The sequence below is a fragment of the Pseudomonas sp. BB438 genome (assembly GCF_057180225.1).
Window position 1 is genome coordinate 1,568,470 of the sequence record NZ_CM170001.1, and the last position, 16,209, is coordinate 1,584,678.

The following is a 16,209-nucleotide window of genomic DNA, read 5'->3' on the forward strand; positions in this document are numbered from 1 at the left end:
GCATTGTAGCCGAGGCGCCGGGTGCGCCCAAGCTTCAGGCGATAAGGGTCACTTGAGTTGGTCGGAGAAGTACTCGCCGGCGCCCTGCAGTGGCCCGAGCGGGTTCTTCTTGTCTTCCATGCGGCGGATGTTCGGCTCGCCGTTGCTGGTCTTGTGCACCACCACGTCGTCGATCAGCACGAACACCGGGCGGAACGACCAGCCCTGCACCTGGCGGCGCTTGCGGAAGTTGAAGATGTCGGCCCAGAAGCTGCCTACGCGCTGGCTGTCGGTCTTGTTGAAGTCGAAGGCGTAGCCGACGCAGCGATCCTTGGCCTGCAGGCAGGTCACCAGGCCGTCGGGCAGGTAGTCGATGGGTATGTTGGGTTGCACGAAGAGCAGGCGCACGTCGATGAACGACAGCATCTTGGCGTTGCCCTGGGACAGCGGATCGAAGCCCAGTGCGTAGAGTTGCGACTTGGTGGTCTTGCCAGGATCGACCTGGTTGTAGCGGCTCTGTGCATCCTGGTAATCCAGGAATGGCGATTGCACTTCCGCGCGTTCGCTGGGCAGTAAACTGCCACAGGCCGAGAGTGTCAGGCAGGCTCCCAGCAACAACATCGAGCGAACTACTGCACGCATGGAGCTCCCCTTATTCCCAGTCTCTTATGATTGATCTATAGCCGATGACAGAGGGCTCTGCCGGACTTTTCTCACGCCTTCGCCGGACTAGTCAACGGCGATTCCATAACCCTGCATCAGGGTTTTCCACTGGTCGTTGCGGCGTAGTTCGCGCAGTCCTTCATCGAGGTCCGCGAGGCGCTCCTGCACACCGTCCAGGTGCGGATTGAGCGCGACGTACATCGGGCGTTTGTCGGCGAGTTCGCCGGCGGGTTGGATGCGTTCTGCCAGGCCGTGGCGGTTCAGGTAGTGCTCGACGATCTGGCTGTCTTCGAGCAGCACCGTGATGCGCCCGAGCAGCAGCTTCTGGATGTTGCGTTCGAGGACTTTCTCGCCGCTGAGCACCTGCACCTGCTCATGATTGTCCAGGTGCTGATCGCGCCAGGTGTCCATTTCCTGGCCGTAGGAATATCCCTGGGCGAGTCCGATGGACTGGCTGCTCAGCGAGGCCGAGCCCTTCCAGGTCCAGGGATTGTCGCTGCGTACATAGAAACGCATGGTCACCCAGCCGATGGGTTCCTCGCCGATCAGCAGCTCCTCGGACTCTTCGCTATAGGCGCCGACCACCCCGTCCACCAGGCCCTCCCGGGCCATTTGCAGGGCCCGCGGCCAGGGCAGGGGTTCGAACTGTGGCGGTTGTGGCAGTACATGGCCGAGGGCCTCGAGCAGGTAGCCGGGTTTTTCCGAATCGTTCGGGCAGAGGTAGGGACACCAGTCGTCGCCGGCCAGGCGCAGGGGTTCGGCGCCGGCCAGCGCCGAACAGAGGAGCAGCAGCGGTGACGCGATTCGCAGCATGTCAGGCTCGGGTAGTGACGTGTCCTTCCGAGTATGGCAGAGCGATATGACGGGATGTGACGGAGGCGGCAATACCGAACTGGCCAAGCCAGTAGGTGAGCATGATGGCGTAGGAGGAGCCGTCGAAGGCGGCGACGAAACGGCTGATGCCGATCATCGCGTCGGAGCTGACGAACAGCAGTGCGCCCAGCGCGGCGTAGACCCGGCTGGCATGGGCGACGGAAGGCACGCCCAGGCGGGCGATGGCACGCCAGAGCATGCTGCTGATGGTGAGGCTGTAGAGCGCGATGGGCAGCAGTAGCGGGCCGAGTCCGCGACTGTAGAGCAGGGCGAACAGGCTGCCCCCCAGTACGCCGGCAACCAGCAGTCCGAGTGGCGCGACGCGGCGGGTGTCGCCCAGGTAGGCGACGAGGTAGGCGAGGTGTGCCAGCAGGAAAGCGGCGAGTCCGGGCACGAAGGCGTTGATCGGCCATTCCAGCAGGATGTCGCCGAGCATCGACAGCACCAGGCCGATGGCGACCCAGCGACGATAGCCATCAGCGGGTGTGCCCAGTATCCAGAACAGCATGGCCAGTACCGGCAGCGGCTTGCACAGCATGCGCACGGCGGGCAGATCGAAGGTGACGGCGAACAGGTAGGCGGCACCGCCGATCAGTGCCAATAGTGCCCAGCGCATGGGGTTCCCTCCCGAAGAATTGAGCGCTCACTGTGCCGCAGCGCCGCACCCGGCCCACAGGCCGAAGGCGTCAGCGCGAGGGGCTTATGGCGCCTTATTTCACCGCGATGGGGCAGACGAAGGTCTTTGCCGGCGGCACTTCCGCTTCCCAGGGGCGGCGGTAGGCCAGTTCCAGTGTGTCCTCGCCAGCGGCGGTCACGCGGAAGCGCCAGGTGGATTCGCCGGCGCTGCCGACCAGACCGGCGTCTTCCGGGTTGCTGTAGACCTCGGGGCCGAGGGCGCGCAGCAGGCCGTTGGCGGCGTTGCGCATTTCCCAGCGGAAACCGGTGGTGGGGTTGCTCGGCAGGATCAGCACCAGCTCCTGGCCGGCATGCAGTTTCAACGGCTTGCAGTCGCTGGCGTCTTCCAGGGTGACCACGGGCTTGGTTTGCCCGGCGCAACCGGCGAGTAGGGCCAGGGTGAGAGGCAGCAACGAGCGATACGACGGCATGACGGCTCCTGGAAGGGGACAGGTTGGGCCGCAGGATAACGCAATCGTGTGGGAAGGAGATGCTTCGAAGGGGGACGGGATGCGTTCCGTACGTGCGATGGAGCTGACCTGTAGGAGCGCCCCATTGGCGCGCTCCTACAGGTGTGTTCAGGGCATCAGGCCGGGAACAGCACCTTCGCCACATCCCCGAAGCGTTTCGCGAAATGCACCGTCAGGCCTTCCTTCAGGTACTCCGGCAGCTCCTCGAAGTCGCCGCGGTTGGGCTCGGGCAGGATCAGCTCGAAGATCTTCTGCCGGCGCGCCGCGATGACCTTCTCGCGCACGCCACCAATGGGCAGCACCTGGCCGGTCAGGGTCAGCTCGCCGGTCATGGCCACGCCTTTCTTCGGTGCCTGGTTGCGCGCCAGGGACAGCAGGGCGCTGGCCATGGTGACACCGGCGCTGGGGCCGTCCTTGGGCGTGGCGCCCTCGGGGACGTGCAGGTGGACGAAGGCCTGGTCGAAGAAGGTCGACTCGCCGCCATACTTCTTCAGGTGCGAACTGATGTAGCTGTAGGCGATCTCCGCCGACTCCTTCATCACGTCGCCCAGTTGTCCGGTGAGCTTGAAGCCCCGGTTCAGCGTATGGATCCGCGTTGCCTCGATGGGCAGGGTCGCGCCGCCCATGCTGGTCCAGGCCAGGCCGGTGATCACGCCGACGCCGGAGAGCACCTGCTCGGTGCGGAACACCGGCATGCCGAGGTATTCCTCCAGGTCCTTGGCGCCGATCTTCACCACCGACTCCGGGTCTTCCAGCAGCTTCATCACCGACTTGCGCACCAGCTTGCCGAGCACTTTCTCCAGCTGGCGCACGCCGGCCTCGCGGGCGTAGCCCTCGATCACCGCGCGCAGGGCGGCGTCGTTGATCGACAGGCGATGCTTCGGCACGCCGGCCTTTTCCAACTGCTTGGGCCACAGGTGACGCTTGGCGATGGCCAGCTTCTCCTCGGCGATGTAGCCGGACAGGCGGATGACTTCCATGCGGTCCAGCAGCGGGCCGGGGATGGAGTCCAGGGTGTTGGCGGTACACACGAACAGCACCTTGGACAGGTCCAGGCGCAGGTCCAGGTAGTGGTCGAGGAACTCCACGTTCTGCTCGGGATCGAGCGTCTCCAGCAGCGCCGAGGCGGGATCGCCCTGGTAGCTGCTGCCGAGCTTGTCGATCTCGTCGAGCATGATCACCGGGTTCATCACCTCCACGTCCTTCAGCGCCTGCACCAGTTTGCCGGGCAGGGCGCCGATGTAGGTGCGGCGGTGGCCCTTGATCTCGGCCTCGTCACGCATGCCGCCGACGCTGAAGCGGTAGAACGGCCGCCCCAGGCTTTCGGCGATGGACTTGCCGATGCTGGTCTTGCCTACGCCCGGCGGGCCGACCAATAGCACGATGGAGCCGGCGATCTCGCCCTTGAAGGTGCCGACCGCAAGGAATTCGAGGATACGGTCCTTCACGTCTTCCAGACCGGAGTGGTGGCGGTCGAGGACCTTGCGGGCGTGCTTGAGGTCGAGCTTGTCGACACCCATCAGGCCCCACGGGACGGACGTCGCCCAGTCGAGGTAGTTGCGCGTGACGGCGTATTCCGGGGAGCCGGTCTCGAGGATCGACAGCTTGTTCAGCTCTTCGTCGATGCGCTTCTTCGCCTGGTCGGGCAGGGTCTTGCCGTCCAGGCGTGCGCGGAATTCATCGGAGTCGGCGCTCTTGTCGTCCTTGGTGATGCCCAGCTCCTGCTGGATGATCTTCAGCTGTTCCTGCAGGAAGAACTCCCGCTGGCGCTCGCCGATCTTGCGATTGACCTCGGCGGACAGCTCCTTCTGCAGGCGCGCCACTTCCACTTCCTTGCGCAGCAGCGGCAGCACCTTCTCCATGCGCTTGAGCATCGGCACGGTATCCAGCACGCCCTGCAGCTCGGCGCCGGGCGCAGTGGTGAGTGCGGCGGCGAAGTCGGTCAGCGGCGACGGATCGTTGGGGTTGAAGCGGTTGAGGTAGTTCTTCAGCTCTTCGCTGTACAGCGGGTTGAGCGGCAGCAGTTCCTTGATCGCGTTGATCAGGGCCATGCCATAGGCCTTCACCTCGTCGCTCGGGTCGCTGGGGGTGTGCGGATATTCCACCTCCACCAGGAAGGGTGGGCGATGGCGCTTGATCCAGCCGCGGATGCGCACGCGCGACAGCCCCTGGGCGACGAACTGCAGCTTGCCGCCCTCGCGGCTGGCGTGGTGCACGCGCACCAGGGTGCCGTGCTCGGGCAGGCTCTCCGGGTCGAAGTGGCGCGGGTCTTCCGGCGGGTTCTCCATGAAGAACAGCGCCAGGCTGTGGTGCTCGGTCTTGGCGACCAGTTCCAGCGTCTCGGCCCACGGCTCCTCGTTGACGATCACCGGCAGCACCTGCGCCGGGAAGAACGGGCGATTGTGGATCGGGATGACGTAGACCGTGGTCGGCAGGTTCTGTCCCGGCAACACCAGCCCGGTGTTGCTGACCTCTTCGGCGCTATGGATATCGTGAATCTCGTCGTGGTCGCTCATGAGGCACCTGACTGATTGAACATGACAGTCTAGATGGGGAAACCGGCTCGGGGTTTCAATCCCATCGCATGGAAGGATGTGTCCGAAGATGTTCCTGCCGATTGTGTGCCAGCGGAGCTTACGAGCGGATTAGCGGGCGCGGGCGCAGGAAATCGCTGGGCGGCCGGCCGAACTGGCGGCTGAACATGGCGCTGAAGGCGCTGGGCGTGCTGTAGCCGACTTCCAGCGCCACGCTCAGCACGCTTTCGCCCAGGGCCAAGCGCTCCAGCGCAGCCAGAAGCCGTGCCTGTTGCCGCCATTGGCCGAAGGTCAGCCCGGTTTCGGCGAAGAACCAGCGCTGTACCGTCTTGCTGTCGACGCTCAGCCGGGCGGCCCAGTCGCCAAGGCTGGCGGTGTCCCCGGGCTGCGCCTGGATGGCCTGGCACAGCGCACGCAGGCGTGGATGGGCGGGCAGCGGCAGGTGCAGCGGCAGCATGGGGTCTTCGCGCAGTTCATCCAGCATCAGGCCGAGGACGCGGCCGTCGCGGGAATCCGGGGTGACTTCGCCGCTGATCGACAGCGCCGCGAGGATCAGCTCCCGCAGCAGCGGCGAGACCGCCAGCACGCAGCAGTCCGGCGGCAGGTGCGGGGCGCTGCCCGGCTCGACATAAAGGGTACGCACCTGCACGTCGCCGACCATGCGCGTCCAGTGCTCCACGCCGCCAGGTATCCACAGGCCACGGTTGTCCGGCACCACCCACTGGCCGCTGGCACTGCCCACTACCAGCACGCCGCGCACGGCGTAAAGCAGTTGCGCACGGTGGTGGCTGTGGGCAGGCACCTGGTGACCGTCGGGAAAGTCCAGGGCAATCGCGGCTACCGGGCTGGCCGCCCGTTCGTCGCCATGGTTGTCCAGTGGCTGGGCTGAAATATCCTTTTTGCGCATCTGAATGCCTGTTTGTCGTTAGACGGCCACTTTCCTCCATCGTTAGTCTGCTGAACAGTCCCCATCTGCTTCGATGATCCCGCCATGACCGAGCTTTCCATCAATGCCCTGGCCTCCATCACCGACCAACTGGCGCGTATCGCCCGGTTGCTCGAACAATCCCTGCCGACCCGCGCCGAGCTGGCGCTGGAAGAGGGCGCCATCGCTCACCTCTGGGAGTACCGCCAGGGCCAGCCACGCCTGACAGCGGTGACCGAGCCGGCGTTGATCGCCTTCGACGACCTGCGTAACGTCGACCGCCAGAAGGCGCTGATCGAGCAGAACACCCGCCAGTTTGTGTCCGGCCGCCCGGCCAACAACGTGCTGCTGACCGGCGCGCGCGGCACCGGCAAGAGTTCGCTGGTGAAGGCCTGCCTGCATGCCTTCCACACGGAAGGATTGCGCCTGATCGAGGTGGACAAGGAGCACCTGGCCGACCTGCCGCAGATCATCGACCTGCTGCGTCACCGCCGGGAGCGCTTCATCCTGTTCTGCGACGACCTGTCCTTCGAGGATGGCGAGACCGGCTACAAGGGGCTGAAGACCGTGCTCGACGGCTCGGTGGCCGGACAGTCCGGCAACGTGCTGATCTACGCGACGTCCAATCGCCGCCACCTGCTGGCCGAGCGCGCCGAGGACAACCTGTCCTTCCAGCGCAGCGAGAGCGGCGAGTTGCACCCCGGCGAGGCGGTGGAGGAGAAGATCTCGCTCTCCGAGCGCTTCGGCCTGTGGATATCTTTTTATGCCTTCAGCCAGGAGCAGTACCTGGAGGCGGTCGGGCGCTGGCTGGAGTCCCATGGACTGGGTGGCGTTCGGCAGGAGGAGTGGGAGCAGGCGGCGATCCGCTGGGCAACCCATCGCGGGTCACGGTCCGGGCGGATCGCCGCGCAGTTCGCCCGGGATTACGCCGGGCGTCAGCTCTAGAGCATCAGAACGCCACCTTCACGCCGGCCTGGATGCCACGCCCACCGGCCGGCACGCTGTCGCGCAGGATGGAGCTGGCGTAGCGCACGGTCTGGTTGGTCAGGTTCTCGCCCTTGACGAAGGCCAACCAGCGGCTGTCGCCCAGGTCGAAGCGGTAGCCGACACTGGCGCCCAGGGTGGTGTAGCCGTCGGTGCGCAGTTCGTTCTCCGGCACGCGGTTCTGGTCGGCGGCGTACTCCACGTCGACCCGCGCCTGCCATTGCTGAAGTTCCCACAGCAGTGCGCTGTTCAGGCGCAGCGGGGCGATGCGCGGCAGGGCTTCGCCGGTGTCCTTGTTCTTCGCGCGGGTGTAGTCGCCGGAGAGCTCCAGGTCGAAGCGACCGTAGGGACTGTCCAGCAGGTGGATGCGGTCCTGCGCCTCGACGCCATAGAAGTCTGCCTTCACGCCACTGTAGAGGTATTCGGGCAGCGCTTCGTCGTCGCCGGCGTCGACCACTGCGCCTTCCTCGTCGCGGTAGCGCCCGCTGGCCAGCAGGCCGATGTAGTTGGAGAAGCGGCTGTAGAACACGCCGACGCTGCCCTTGTGGCGGCCGTTGTCGAAGCGCAGGGCGAGGTCGGTGGAGACGGCTTTTTCCTTGCTTGCGTCGGCATCGCCCACTTCATAGGTGCCGGTCGCCGCGTGGGCACCGTTGGCATACAGCTCGTAGAAGGTCGGTGCCCGCTCGGTGTAGGCCAGGGTGCCTGCCAGCGACCAGATCGAGGTCAGCGTGTACACCGCGCCCGTGGACAGGCTGCCCGCGGTGAAGCTGCGCGAACCGTCATTCTCGGCGAAGCGCTCGTTGTCCTTGGCGTTGGGCTCGATGCGCGTGTGCTCGACGCGGCCGCCCAGGTTCAGTGCCAGGCGTTCGCTGGCCTGCCAGTTTTCCAGGAAGAACAGCGCGGCGCTGTCGGTCTCGGTGTGGGGCACGAAGGCCTCTTCGCCCAGCGCAGAGAAGCGGCTGTTGGCGACCTGCGCGCCGATCACGCCGTCCAGCGGGCCGATAGGCTTGTGCCGCGCCTCTATGCGCGCCTCGTAGCCATCGTTCTTGAAGGTGGTGCCGGTTTCGCCGTCCTCGATTTCCTTGTGCTGGTACTCGGTGTAGGCGGCGTCCAGCTTCACCGAGCTGAAGGGGCCGTCGAGGTCGCGGATTTCCGAAGCGAAGGCGTAGCGGTCCTGCTGCATCTTCAGGCGTACGTCCTCTTCGGCGGGCGAGCCATAGTTGCTGTCGTAGCCGCTGTAGGACAGGCCGGCATAGCCGTGATCCCAGTGGTAACTACCGCCGATGGCGCCGCTGTCCTGGCGACCGTCGCTGTTGTTCACGCGGTGCTTGGCGTCATCGCTATCGGTCTGGCGTTGACGCGCCGAGTGGGCATAGCCGGGGATGCGCAGGTCGTTGAACTCGCGGGAGCCGGCGTCCAGGTGCAGGGCGAAGGTGCCGTCGCCGGCTTCCAGCGCGCCGGCAGCGCTGCGGGTGGTGTCCGAGCCGCCGTAGCGCAGCTCGCCCTGGCCGTGGATGCCGTCCACCGGTTCGCTGGGGATGCGGTTGTCGAAGCTGTTGACCACGCCGCCGATGGCGCTGCCGCCGTAGAGCAGGGCGGCCGGGCCGCGCACGACTTCGATGCGCTCGACCACGTTGGGATCTTCCGGCACGGCGTGGTCGTAGGACAGCGAGGACGCGTCCAGCGCGCCTACGCCGTTGCGCAGGATGCGGATACGGTCGCCGTCCATGCCACGGATTACCGGGCGGCTGGCGCCGGGGCCGAACCAGGTGGAGGAAACGCCTGGCGTGCCGTTGAGGGTTTCACCCAGGCTGCCTTTCTGTCGCAGGGTCAGCTCGTCGCCCTGCAGGACGCTGCTGGGCGCGGCGGGCGTGGCGTCGCCCAGCGGATTGGCGGTGATCACCTGGGGTTCCAGCTCGGTGGGGGCGGTCGCGGCCAGCGCCGGCATGGCGGCGCACAGGGCCAGGCTCAGCGGGGCTAGACGCCAGCTGGGACGGGGAAGGGATGGGGACATGACGAACTCCTGGTTTTTCTTCTGGCAAAGCGAACCCCTCCCTCGAGAACAGGAATGCGCCGAGCGGCGGGGAAGGGGAGGTGGGAATGCGTTATTTGTTATAACATAACATATCTATCAGTTAGCAAGCTTTGCAGGCTTAGATGATTTAGTGCGAAGCGGACAGGTGAGTTGCGCCAGGTTGCACCTGCTGTCTGGGCAGGCCTGGCCGAATCCCGTACCATGCTCAAAATTTGATCACCCAGCGCCATGTTCGATACTCGCCTCGCCACGCTGTCCGACCAGACCGATCAGCACGCCCATGACCATCACCAGTTGGTGATGTCCCTGAGCGGCCGCGCGGCATTCGAGATTGACGGTGCAGGCGGCGAGGTGTGCCGGATGCGCGCCTGCCTGGTGCCGGGGGATGTGGGGCACGCGTTCGCCGGGCTCGGTGACAACCGGATGTTGATCCTCGATCTGAGCGAGGCCGGAACGGGCGAGCAGGATCGCGAGCTGCTGGCGCGGCTGTTCGAGGTGCCGCGCTACCCGACCCTGGATGCGGATTTCCAACATCTGCTCAGCTACGCCGGTGCCGAAATCGCCCGCTATGGTGATGATCCCTTGCTCGCCCGTGCCCTGGGCGGTGTGCTGCTGCGGGCCTTGCACCTGCGTCTGTTCAGCGAGGACCGCGCGCCGCGCAGCGGGCCGCTGGACCTGGAGCGGCTGGACGGCTACATCGCCGAGCACCTGTCCCGGCGCATCACCGTGGCCGAGCTGGCACAGGTCGCCTGCCTGAGCCCCAGTCACTTCCACGCGCAGTTCAAGGACCGTGTCGGCCTCACGCCGCACCAGTACCTGCTGCGTCAGCGTTTGGATCGAGCCGCGCGGCTGCTGCGGGAAACCGACCTGCCCCTGGTGAACGTGGCCGGAGAATGCGGTTTCTCCAGCCAGAGTGCGCTGACCACTGCGATGCGCCGTTACCTCGGATTGACCCCGGGCAGCCTGCGCCGCTGCTGAATCCGCTGGCCTGCCTGGCCCTGGATGTTGATCGACCGGTCAATTGCCGGCCTCCGGGTGCCGGAGTCTTCTGCAAGAACTCCAGAGCTTTCAGCAAGAATTCTGTTGGGTGCAACCCATAGAGTCCGCCCACCGCGTTGCTGGTGTTCCAAGGTGCAACCCGGTCAAGCCAAGAACAACAGCCAGCTCGATACGCGGGAGGGGCAGCATGCCCATCACCGGTTCTGTCTTCGTCTGTAGCGCGCCTGCACCTGGCGGCGCCACGTCCTCCACGGCCCGGCCCGTAGCGCCCGCCCGTGGCCTTGCGCCGTCCGCCCTCGGACCAGTGGCGCCATTCGCCTCGATGCTTTCGGTACAATCCGCGCCCTCGCGCGTCGGCCGCCCCCTGCCGCATCTCCATGCGCGCGTGAACACAGTTTCGAATCGCTCCGACAAGCAGTGCTGCCCGTCCTCGGGTCGGCGTGCCCTGCATTGCCGGAGCGCTGGCGCCCATTCCGGCGCCTGAAGGATCACCGGGCTCAGCCCGGGAAACGCTCCGCACCACGCTTACCGGCGGGGGCGGGACGGAGGTCGCCGTGGTGAGACGGTGGCTGCAGGAAGGCGCCAGCAAGGACGAGGCGTGCCTGCGTCGGGATGCGTAGCGGTTCGGTGCCTGTTTGGCATCACGCGCAACCCGGTTTGCCTGTGAGCAAGCGCTAACGGGTCGGCGTCAACCATGCCGGCCGCCAGTCAAGGGCCCGCGATACCCCGCGGTCCCGGATAAAAACAAGCTGTAGGGGAGTCCCCATGAGCGTCAACACGCCAACACTGATCACTTTCGTGATCTACATCGCGGCCATGGTTCTGATCGGCTTGGCCGCCTATCGTTCGACCAACAACTTCTCCGACTACATCCTCGGTGGTCGCAGCCTCGGCAGCTTCGTCACCGCGCTGTCGGCCGGTGCTTCGGACATGAGCGGCTGGCTGCTGATGGGCCTGCCGGGCGCCATCTTCCTGTCGGGTATCTCGGAGAGCTGGATCGCCATCGGCCTGATCTGCGGCGCCTACCTGAACTGGCTGTTCGTCGCCGGCCGCCTGCGCGTGCACACCGAGCACAACGGCAACGCCCTGACCCTGCCGGACTACTTCAGCACCCGCTTCGAGGACAACAGCCGCCTGCTGCGCGTGATCTCTGCGCTGGTGATCCTGGTGTTCTTCACCATCTACTGCGCCTCCGGCATTGTCGCCGGCGCCCGCCTGTTCGAAAGCACCTTCGGCATGTCCTACGAGACCGCGCTGTGGGCCGGTGCCGCCGCGACCATCGCCTACACCTTCGTCGGTGGTTTCCTGGCGGTGAGCTGGACCGACACCGTGCAGGCCTCGCTGATGATCTTCGCGTTGATCCTCACCCCGGTGATCGTGCTGTTCGCCACCGGCGGCGTGGAGCCGACCTTCGCTGCGATCGAACTGAAGGATGCGGCCAACTTCGACATGTTCAAGGGCGCCTCCTTCGTAGGCGTGCTGTCGCTGATGGCCTGGGGGCTGGGCTACTTTGGCCAGCCGCACATCCTGGCGCGCTTCATGGCCGCCGATTCGGTGAAGTCGATCCCGGCTGCCCGCCGCATCTCCATGACCTGGATGATCCTCTGCCTGGGCGGCGCCGTCGCCGTCGGCTTCTTCGGCATCGCCTACTTCCAGGCGCACCCGGAGCAGGCTGGCGCCGTGGGCGAGAACCACGAGCGCATCTTCATCGAACTGGCGAAGATCCTGTTCAACCCGTGGGTTGCCGGCGTGCTGCTGTCCGCCATTCTCGCGGCGGTAATGAGCACCCTGAGCTGCCAGCTGCTGGTGTGCTCCTCGGCGCTGACCGAAGACTTCTACAAGGCCTTCCTGCGCAAGAATGCCAGCCAGCTGGAGCTGGTCTGGGTCGGTCGTGCCATGGTGCTGCTGGTCGCGCTCATCGCCATCGCCCTGGCCGCCAACCCGGACAACCGCGTCCTGGGCCTGGTGTCCTACGCCTGGGCCGGTTTCGGTGCCGCCTTCGGTCCGCTGGTGCTGTTCTCCGTGCTGTGGAAGGGCATGACCCGCAATGGCGCGCTGGCCGGCATCATCGTCGGTGCAGTCACCGTGATCGTCTGGAAGCAGTTCGGCTGGCTCGGCCTGTACGAGATCATCCCGGGCTTCATCCTCTCCAGCGTTTCCATCGTGGTCTTCAGCCTGTTCGGTTCCGCGCCGTCCAAGGCGATGATCCAGCGTTTCGAGGAAGCCGAGGCGGAGTACGCCGAAGCCACCCAGTCGACCGGCACTGCCGTGACCAGCCGCTGATCCTGCGCTGAATGTAAAAGGCCGCGCTCCGTGAGGGGCGCGGCCTTTTTCGTTTCGCAGGGGGAGTCGATGTGTCAGGGCGAGGCGTGTCCGCCACTGAGCGCTGCCGCATACCGCCAGCAGGCGAACAGGCAGAGCAGCAGGCCGACTACCGCCAGTGCGCCGCCGACGTAGCCGATCCATTCCAGCCCCATGCCCACCGCCACGCGGCTGCCCAACAGCGCGCCGCCGCCGATGCCGACGTTGTACAGGCCGGAGAACATCGCCATGGCGACGTCGGTGGCGTCATGCGCGAGTTGCAGCACCTTGGCCTGCAGCGCCAGGCCGAAGCAGAGGATCGCCGCGCCCCAGAACAGGCTCAGCACCAGCAGCGCCGTGGGCGAGTGGGCCAGCGGCATCAGCAACAGGAGCGTGCCGCCGAGCACGGCGATGGCCAGGCACGGGAAGGCGCGCGGGATGCGCTCGCTATAGCGGCTGAAGAGGATCGAACCGAACATCCCGGCGCCGCCGAACAGCAGCAGGAGCAGGGTGGTCTTCTGGCTGTCCAGCGCGGCGACCTCGCGTGCGAACGGCTCGATGTAGCTGTAGGCGGTGAACTGCGCGGTGATCACCAGCACGGTGAGCACGTACATCGACACCAGGGCCGGGCGCCGGAACAGCAGCGGCAGGCTGCGCAGGGAGCCGGAGTTCTGGCTCGGCAACGGCGGCAGCGCGCGGGCCAGCCAGAGCACCACGACCACCGAGACGCCGGCGATGGTGAGGAAGGTCGTGCGCCAGCCCAGTGCCTCGCCGAGCATGCGTCCCAGCGGGATGCCCAGGACCATCGCCAGGATGGTCCCGGTGGCCAGCAGGCCGAGTGCTTTCGCCTGCTGGCCCGGCGGCGCCACACGCACCGCGAGCGACGCGGTGATCGACCAGAACACGGCGTGGGCGAAGGCGATGCCGAAGCGGCTGATCATCAGCACCGTGAAATTCCAGGCAAAGCCGGAGAGCACGTGACTGACGATGAACAGGCAGAAGATCACCACCAGCAGGCGGCGGCGTTCCATGTTGCGGGTCAGCTGCATCAGCGGCAGCGAGGCCAGCGAGACGACCCAGGCGTAGAGCGTGAGCATCAGCCCGGTCTGCTCCGGACGCATGTCGAAGCTCGCGCCGATGTCGCTGAGCAGGCCCACCGGGACGAACTCGGTGGTGTTGAAGATGAAGGCGGCGATGGCCAGGGCGATGACGTTCAGCCAACTGCCGGAGCGGGTTTCTTGCGCGGTGGTCATGGGAATCCTGAGGTGAAGTGGGGCTCAGGCCGTGCCGTGGAATCACGCAGGAGGCGTGTCCCTGGCAAAGAAGAATTGTTGTTGCGGCAGGCTTGATTCTACCCACGGGTTGGCCATCGCGCACGGCGAATGCCGCCCTGCGCGGGTGCAGCGGCAGGCTCAGGCGGCGCTGTCGATCAGCGGATCGGCGGCTTGCGCGGCTTCTTCGGACAGCCAGTCGAGGAAGGCGCGCACCGGCGGATGGCGCTCGCGGCCCGGTACGCAGAGCGCGGTGTAGCGGGCGCCGGGTACGTTTATTTCCGGGCGGTAGGGCACCAGCAGACCCTTCTCCACGCTTTCCGACACCAGCAGCGAGCTGGCCAGCACCAGTCCCTGGCCGGCGATGGCCGCCTGCAGGGCGTAGAACTCCTCGTCGTATTCGCGCTGCACCGCCTGGGCCAGCAGGCACTCCTCGCCAGCCGCCTGGCACCAGGCCTTCCAGCCGCGCTCGTAGAGCTCGGAGTTGTGCCAGCGCACGCTGATCATCTCCGGCACCTCCACGTCGGCGGTGGCCACCCGTGCCGGCGCGCCATAGACGGCGAAGCGTTCCGCCAGCAGGAACTGGCTGTGCATGCGTGGGTAGTCACCGAAGCCGTAGCGAATCGCCAGGTCGACACTGGCGTCCTGTTGCAGGTCGAGCAGCTCGCACTGGCTGTCCAGGCGCAGGCGGATATGCGGGTGGCGCGCATAGAAACGGCCCAGGCGCGGCACCAGCCACAGCGCGGCAAAGGCCGGCGTGGTGGAGATCGTCAGGCTGCTGGCGCTGCGCTGCGGGCGCAGGCTGTCCACCGATTGCGACACTTCCAGCAGCGCGCCATGCAGGCTGCGGAACAGCCGCTCGCCGGCTTCGGTCAGGCGCACCTGGCGCGGCAGGCGCTCGAACAGGGGCAAGCCCAGCCATTCCTCCAGCGCGCGCACCTGGTGGGACACCGCCGTGGGGGTGACGGCGAGCTCCTGGGCGGCGGCCTTGAAGCTCAGCTGGCGCGCGGCGGATTCGAAGGTGCGCAGGGCGGGAAGCGGCAGGCTGGCGAACATGCAGTGCTCCATGGATGAGATGGATTCATCTGGAAGGAAATCCCCTCAGTTGTCCCGATTCCGGGCTGTAAATAGCTTAGGCAGCAACTGAAGGCCAATCCAGACCTCCGCAGTGTACACCTTGAACAAGGAAAGACAGATGAACAGGATTCTCGCGATTCACGCCAGCCCCCGCGCCGACCGCTCGCATTCCCGCCGCCTGGCCGAAGGCTTTCTCGCCGCGCTGCCGCAGGCACCGATCACCCGCCGCGAAGTGGGGCGCGCCGATCTGCCCCACGTCAGCGAAGGTTTCATCGCCGCCGCCTTCCACCCGCAGCCGGACAATCGCCCGGCCGAGCTGCAGGCCGAGCTGGCGCTGAGCGAAACGCTGGTGGACGAATTGCTCGCCCACGACCTGCTGGTGATCTCCACGCCCATGTACAACTTCAGCGTGCCCAGCGGTTTGAAGGCCTGGGTCGACCAGGTCGTCCGTCTCGGCCGCACCTTCGACCTGCACGTCAAGGACGGCGAGGCCGAGTACGAGCCGCTGCTCAAGGGGCGCAAGGCACTGATCATTACCAGCCGAGGTGGCGCCGGCATGGGCCCGGGCGGTGAGCTGGAGTGGATGAACCACGCCGACGCCTGGCTGCGCGTGGCGCTGGGCTTCCTCGGCATCGAAGACGTACAGGTGATCGCTGCCGAGGGCGAGGAGGGCAATCCCGATGCCTTTCGCGCGTCGTACCAACAGGCCGAACAGGCGCTGGCCGACCTCGCCGAGGGCGAGTGGGCGCGTGTGTGATGGCCTGGGCAATGCTGATGGTGGCCGCGGTGTTCGAGGTGATGTTCGCGGTGTCGATGAAGTACGCCGAGGGCTTCACGCGGCCGCTGCCGACCGTGGTCACGGTGGTTGCGGTGATCGGCGGGATCTTCTTCCTCACCCTGGCGATGCGCCAGTTGCCGGTGAGCATCGCCTATCCGGTCTGGACGGCCATCGGCACGCTGGGCACGGTGTTCTTCGGCTTCCTGCTGCTGGGCGAGGCACTGACCCTGACCAAGCTGGCATCGGTCGCCCTGATCGTGGCGGGCGTGGCCGGCCTGCGGGCCTGATGGTAAGGTGCCGCGCATTCTCCGCGCGACGGCACCGAACATGAATGACAAACCGAAGAACCCGCTGCATGGCGTGACCCTGGAAGCCATCCTCAACCAGTTGGTGGCGCAGTACGGCTGGGATGGTCTGGCCAAGCGCATCGACGTGCGCTGCTTCAAGAACGACCCGAGCATCAAGTCCAGCCTGACTTTCCTGCGCCGCACAGCGTGGGCGCGGGAGCAGGTCGAGGCGTTGTACGTGAAGAGCGTGCAGGCCAAATAGGACCGGTATTCCGTCACGACACTTTCCCGGACGCCTTCGCCCCTGCAGGCGCTCGCCATGCGCGCGATCGCGGGCGTGGCCCGCTGCCACAGGAAG

15 protein-coding genes are annotated in these 16,209 nt (G+C 66.2%); 6 read left to right on the top strand and 9 right to left on the bottom strand.

Features of this window, described 5'->3' with window-relative positions; genetic code table 11:
- Window positions 1-48: 48 nt before the first annotated feature.
- The 6 genes from AC1ZV1_RS07315 to AC1ZV1_RS07340 all read right to left on the bottom strand — a co-directional run bounded on the left by AC1ZV1_RS07315 (window position 49) and on the right by AC1ZV1_RS07340 (window position 6,101).
- Entirely contained in the window at window positions 49-621 is a 573-nt protein-coding gene (locus tag AC1ZV1_RS07315; protein WP_081517641.1) for a hypothetical protein, read from the bottom strand.
- A gap of 87 nt (window positions 622-708) precedes the next feature.
- Window positions 709-1,455 carry a substrate-binding periplasmic protein gene (locus AC1ZV1_RS07320; protein ID WP_484296115.1) on the bottom strand — a complete coding sequence of 249 codons (747 nt, stop codon included), beginning with the start codon at window positions 1,453-1,455 and terminating at the stop codon, window positions 709-711.
- Window position 1,456: 1 nt separating this feature from the next.
- The gene (locus AC1ZV1_RS07325) at window positions 1,457-2,131 is read right to left on the bottom strand and encodes a lysoplasmalogenase (protein WP_484296116.1); all 675 of its coding nucleotides are present in this window, start codon (window positions 2,129-2,131) and stop codon (window positions 1,457-1,459) included.
- A 94-nt stretch (window positions 2,132-2,225) separates the two neighbouring features.
- Entirely contained in the window at window positions 2,226-2,621 is a 396-nt protein-coding gene (locus AC1ZV1_RS07330; RefSeq protein ID WP_484296117.1) for a protease inhibitor I42 family protein, read from the bottom strand.
- A gap of 155 nt (window positions 2,622-2,776) precedes the next feature.
- Entirely contained in the window at window positions 2,777-5,176 is a 2,400-nt protein-coding gene (gene lon / locus AC1ZV1_RS07335; protein ID WP_484296118.1) for an endopeptidase La, read from the bottom strand.
- A gap of 118 nt (window positions 5,177-5,294) precedes the next feature.
- Window positions 5,295-6,101: an AraC family transcriptional regulator gene (locus AC1ZV1_RS07340; protein WP_484296119.1), complete on the bottom strand. Its 807-nt coding sequence runs from the start codon at window positions 6,099-6,101 to the stop codon at window positions 5,295-5,297.
- Between the two features lie 84 nt (window positions 6,102-6,185).
- On the opposite strand from AC1ZV1_RS07340, the gene AC1ZV1_RS07345 reads away from it, so the two are divergent.
- Window positions 6,186-7,064, top strand: coding sequence for an ATP-binding protein (locus AC1ZV1_RS07345; protein ID WP_484296120.1), 879 nt, complete (start codon window positions 6,186-6,188; stop codon window positions 7,062-7,064).
- Window positions 7,065-7,068: 4 nt separating this feature from the next.
- Here the strand turns inward: AC1ZV1_RS07345 and AC1ZV1_RS07350 are convergent, their stop codons facing one another.
- Window positions 7,069-9,117 carry a TonB-dependent receptor gene (locus AC1ZV1_RS07350; RefSeq protein ID WP_484296121.1) on the bottom strand — a complete coding sequence of 683 codons (2,049 nt, stop codon included), beginning with the start codon at window positions 9,115-9,117 and terminating at the stop codon, window positions 7,069-7,071.
- Window positions 9,118-9,366: 249 nt separating this feature from the next.
- On the opposite strand from AC1ZV1_RS07350, the gene AC1ZV1_RS07355 reads away from it, so the two are divergent.
- Complete coding sequence (locus tag AC1ZV1_RS07355; protein WP_484296122.1) at window positions 9,367-10,116, top strand: helix-turn-helix domain-containing protein; 750 nt, start codon at window positions 9,367-9,369, stop codon at window positions 10,114-10,116.
- Window positions 10,117-10,902: 786 nt separating this feature from the next.
- A complete protein-coding gene (gene putP / locus AC1ZV1_RS07360) occupies window positions 10,903-12,420 on the top strand; it encodes a sodium/proline symporter PutP (protein WP_484296123.1) in 1,518 nt (505 codons plus the stop codon).
- A gap of 74 nt (window positions 12,421-12,494) precedes the next feature.
- On the opposite strand, the gene AC1ZV1_RS07365 is transcribed toward putP, so the two are convergent.
- Together AC1ZV1_RS07365 and AC1ZV1_RS07370 are read right to left on the bottom strand one after the other, a co-directional pair.
- The gene (locus tag AC1ZV1_RS07365; RefSeq protein ID WP_484296124.1) at window positions 12,495-13,691 is read right to left on the bottom strand and encodes a sugar transporter; all 1,197 of its coding nucleotides are present in this window, start codon (window positions 13,689-13,691) and stop codon (window positions 12,495-12,497) included.
- A 159-nt stretch (window positions 13,692-13,850) separates the two neighbouring features.
- Window positions 13,851-14,765: a LysR substrate-binding domain-containing protein gene (locus AC1ZV1_RS07370; protein ID WP_484296125.1), complete on the bottom strand. Its 915-nt coding sequence runs from the start codon at window positions 14,763-14,765 to the stop codon at window positions 13,851-13,853.
- A gap of 139 nt (window positions 14,766-14,904) precedes the next feature.
- Here AC1ZV1_RS07370 and AC1ZV1_RS07375 point away from each other — a divergent pair, with 139 nt between their 5' ends.
- The 3 genes from AC1ZV1_RS07375 to AC1ZV1_RS07385 are packed head-to-tail and all read left to right on the top strand — an operon-like array spanning window position 14,905 to window position 16,113.
- A complete protein-coding gene (locus AC1ZV1_RS07375; protein ID WP_484296126.1) occupies window positions 14,905-15,543 on the top strand; it encodes an FMN-dependent NADH-azoreductase in 639 nt (212 codons plus the stop codon).
- Window positions 15,543-15,851, top strand: coding sequence for a DMT family transporter (locus AC1ZV1_RS07380; RefSeq protein WP_484296127.1), 309 nt, complete (start codon window positions 15,543-15,545; stop codon window positions 15,849-15,851). Before AC1ZV1_RS07375 ends, AC1ZV1_RS07380 begins: the two co-directional genes overlap by 1 nt.
- A gap of 40 nt (window positions 15,852-15,891) precedes the next feature.
- A complete protein-coding gene (locus tag AC1ZV1_RS07385; RefSeq protein ID WP_484296128.1) occupies window positions 15,892-16,113 on the top strand; it encodes a VF530 family protein in 222 nt (73 codons plus the stop codon).
- The last annotated feature ends 96 nt before the right edge of the window (window positions 16,114-16,209 follow it).

What these genes read in the sequence shown, in the direction of transcription:
- AC1ZV1_RS07330 (WP_484296117.1), bottom strand. Translation starts at nt 2,621, where the DNA reads ATGCCGTCGTATCGCTCGTTGCTGCCTCTCACCCTGGCCCTACTCGCC.
- AC1ZV1_RS07340 (WP_484296119.1), bottom strand. Translation starts at nt 6,101, where the DNA reads ATGCGCAAAAAGGATATTTCAGCCCAGCCACTGGACAACCATGGCGAC.
- lon (WP_484296118.1), bottom strand. Translation starts at nt 5,176, where the DNA reads ATGAGCGACCACGACGAGATTCACGATATCCATAGCGCCGAAGAGGTC.
- AC1ZV1_RS07355 (WP_484296122.1), top strand. Translation starts at nt 9,367, where the DNA reads ATGTTCGATACTCGCCTCGCCACGCTGTCCGACCAGACCGATCAGCAC.
- AC1ZV1_RS07315 (WP_081517641.1), bottom strand. Translation starts at nt 621, where the DNA reads ATGCGTGCAGTAGTTCGCTCGATGTTGTTGCTGGGAGCCTGCCTGACA.
- AC1ZV1_RS07325 (WP_484296116.1), bottom strand. Translation starts at nt 2,131, where the DNA reads ATGCGCTGGGCACTATTGGCACTGATCGGCGGTGCCGCCTACCTGTTC.
- AC1ZV1_RS07375 (WP_484296126.1), top strand. Translation starts at nt 14,905, where the DNA reads ATGAACAGGATTCTCGCGATTCACGCCAGCCCCCGCGCCGACCGCTCG.
- AC1ZV1_RS07350 (WP_484296121.1), bottom strand. Translation starts at nt 9,117, where the DNA reads ATGTCCCCATCCCTTCCCCGTCCCAGCTGGCGTCTAGCCCCGCTGAGC.
- AC1ZV1_RS07370 (WP_484296125.1), bottom strand. Translation starts at nt 14,765, where the DNA reads ATGTTCGCCAGCCTGCCGCTTCCCGCCCTGCGCACCTTCGAATCCGCC.
- AC1ZV1_RS07365 (WP_484296124.1), bottom strand. Translation starts at nt 13,691, where the DNA reads ATGACCACCGCGCAAGAAACCCGCTCCGGCAGTTGGCTGAACGTCATC.
- putP (WP_484296123.1), top strand. Translation starts at nt 10,903, where the DNA reads ATGAGCGTCAACACGCCAACACTGATCACTTTCGTGATCTACATCGCG.
- AC1ZV1_RS07380 (WP_484296127.1), top strand. Translation starts at nt 15,543, where the DNA reads ATGGCCTGGGCAATGCTGATGGTGGCCGCGGTGTTCGAGGTGATGTTC.
- AC1ZV1_RS07385 (WP_484296128.1), top strand. Translation starts at nt 15,892, where the DNA reads ATGAATGACAAACCGAAGAACCCGCTGCATGGCGTGACCCTGGAAGCC.
- AC1ZV1_RS07345 (WP_484296120.1), top strand. Translation starts at nt 6,186, where the DNA reads ATGACCGAGCTTTCCATCAATGCCCTGGCCTCCATCACCGACCAACTG.
- AC1ZV1_RS07320 (WP_484296115.1), bottom strand. Translation starts at nt 1,455, where the DNA reads ATGCTGCGAATCGCGTCACCGCTGCTGCTCCTCTGTTCGGCGCTGGCC.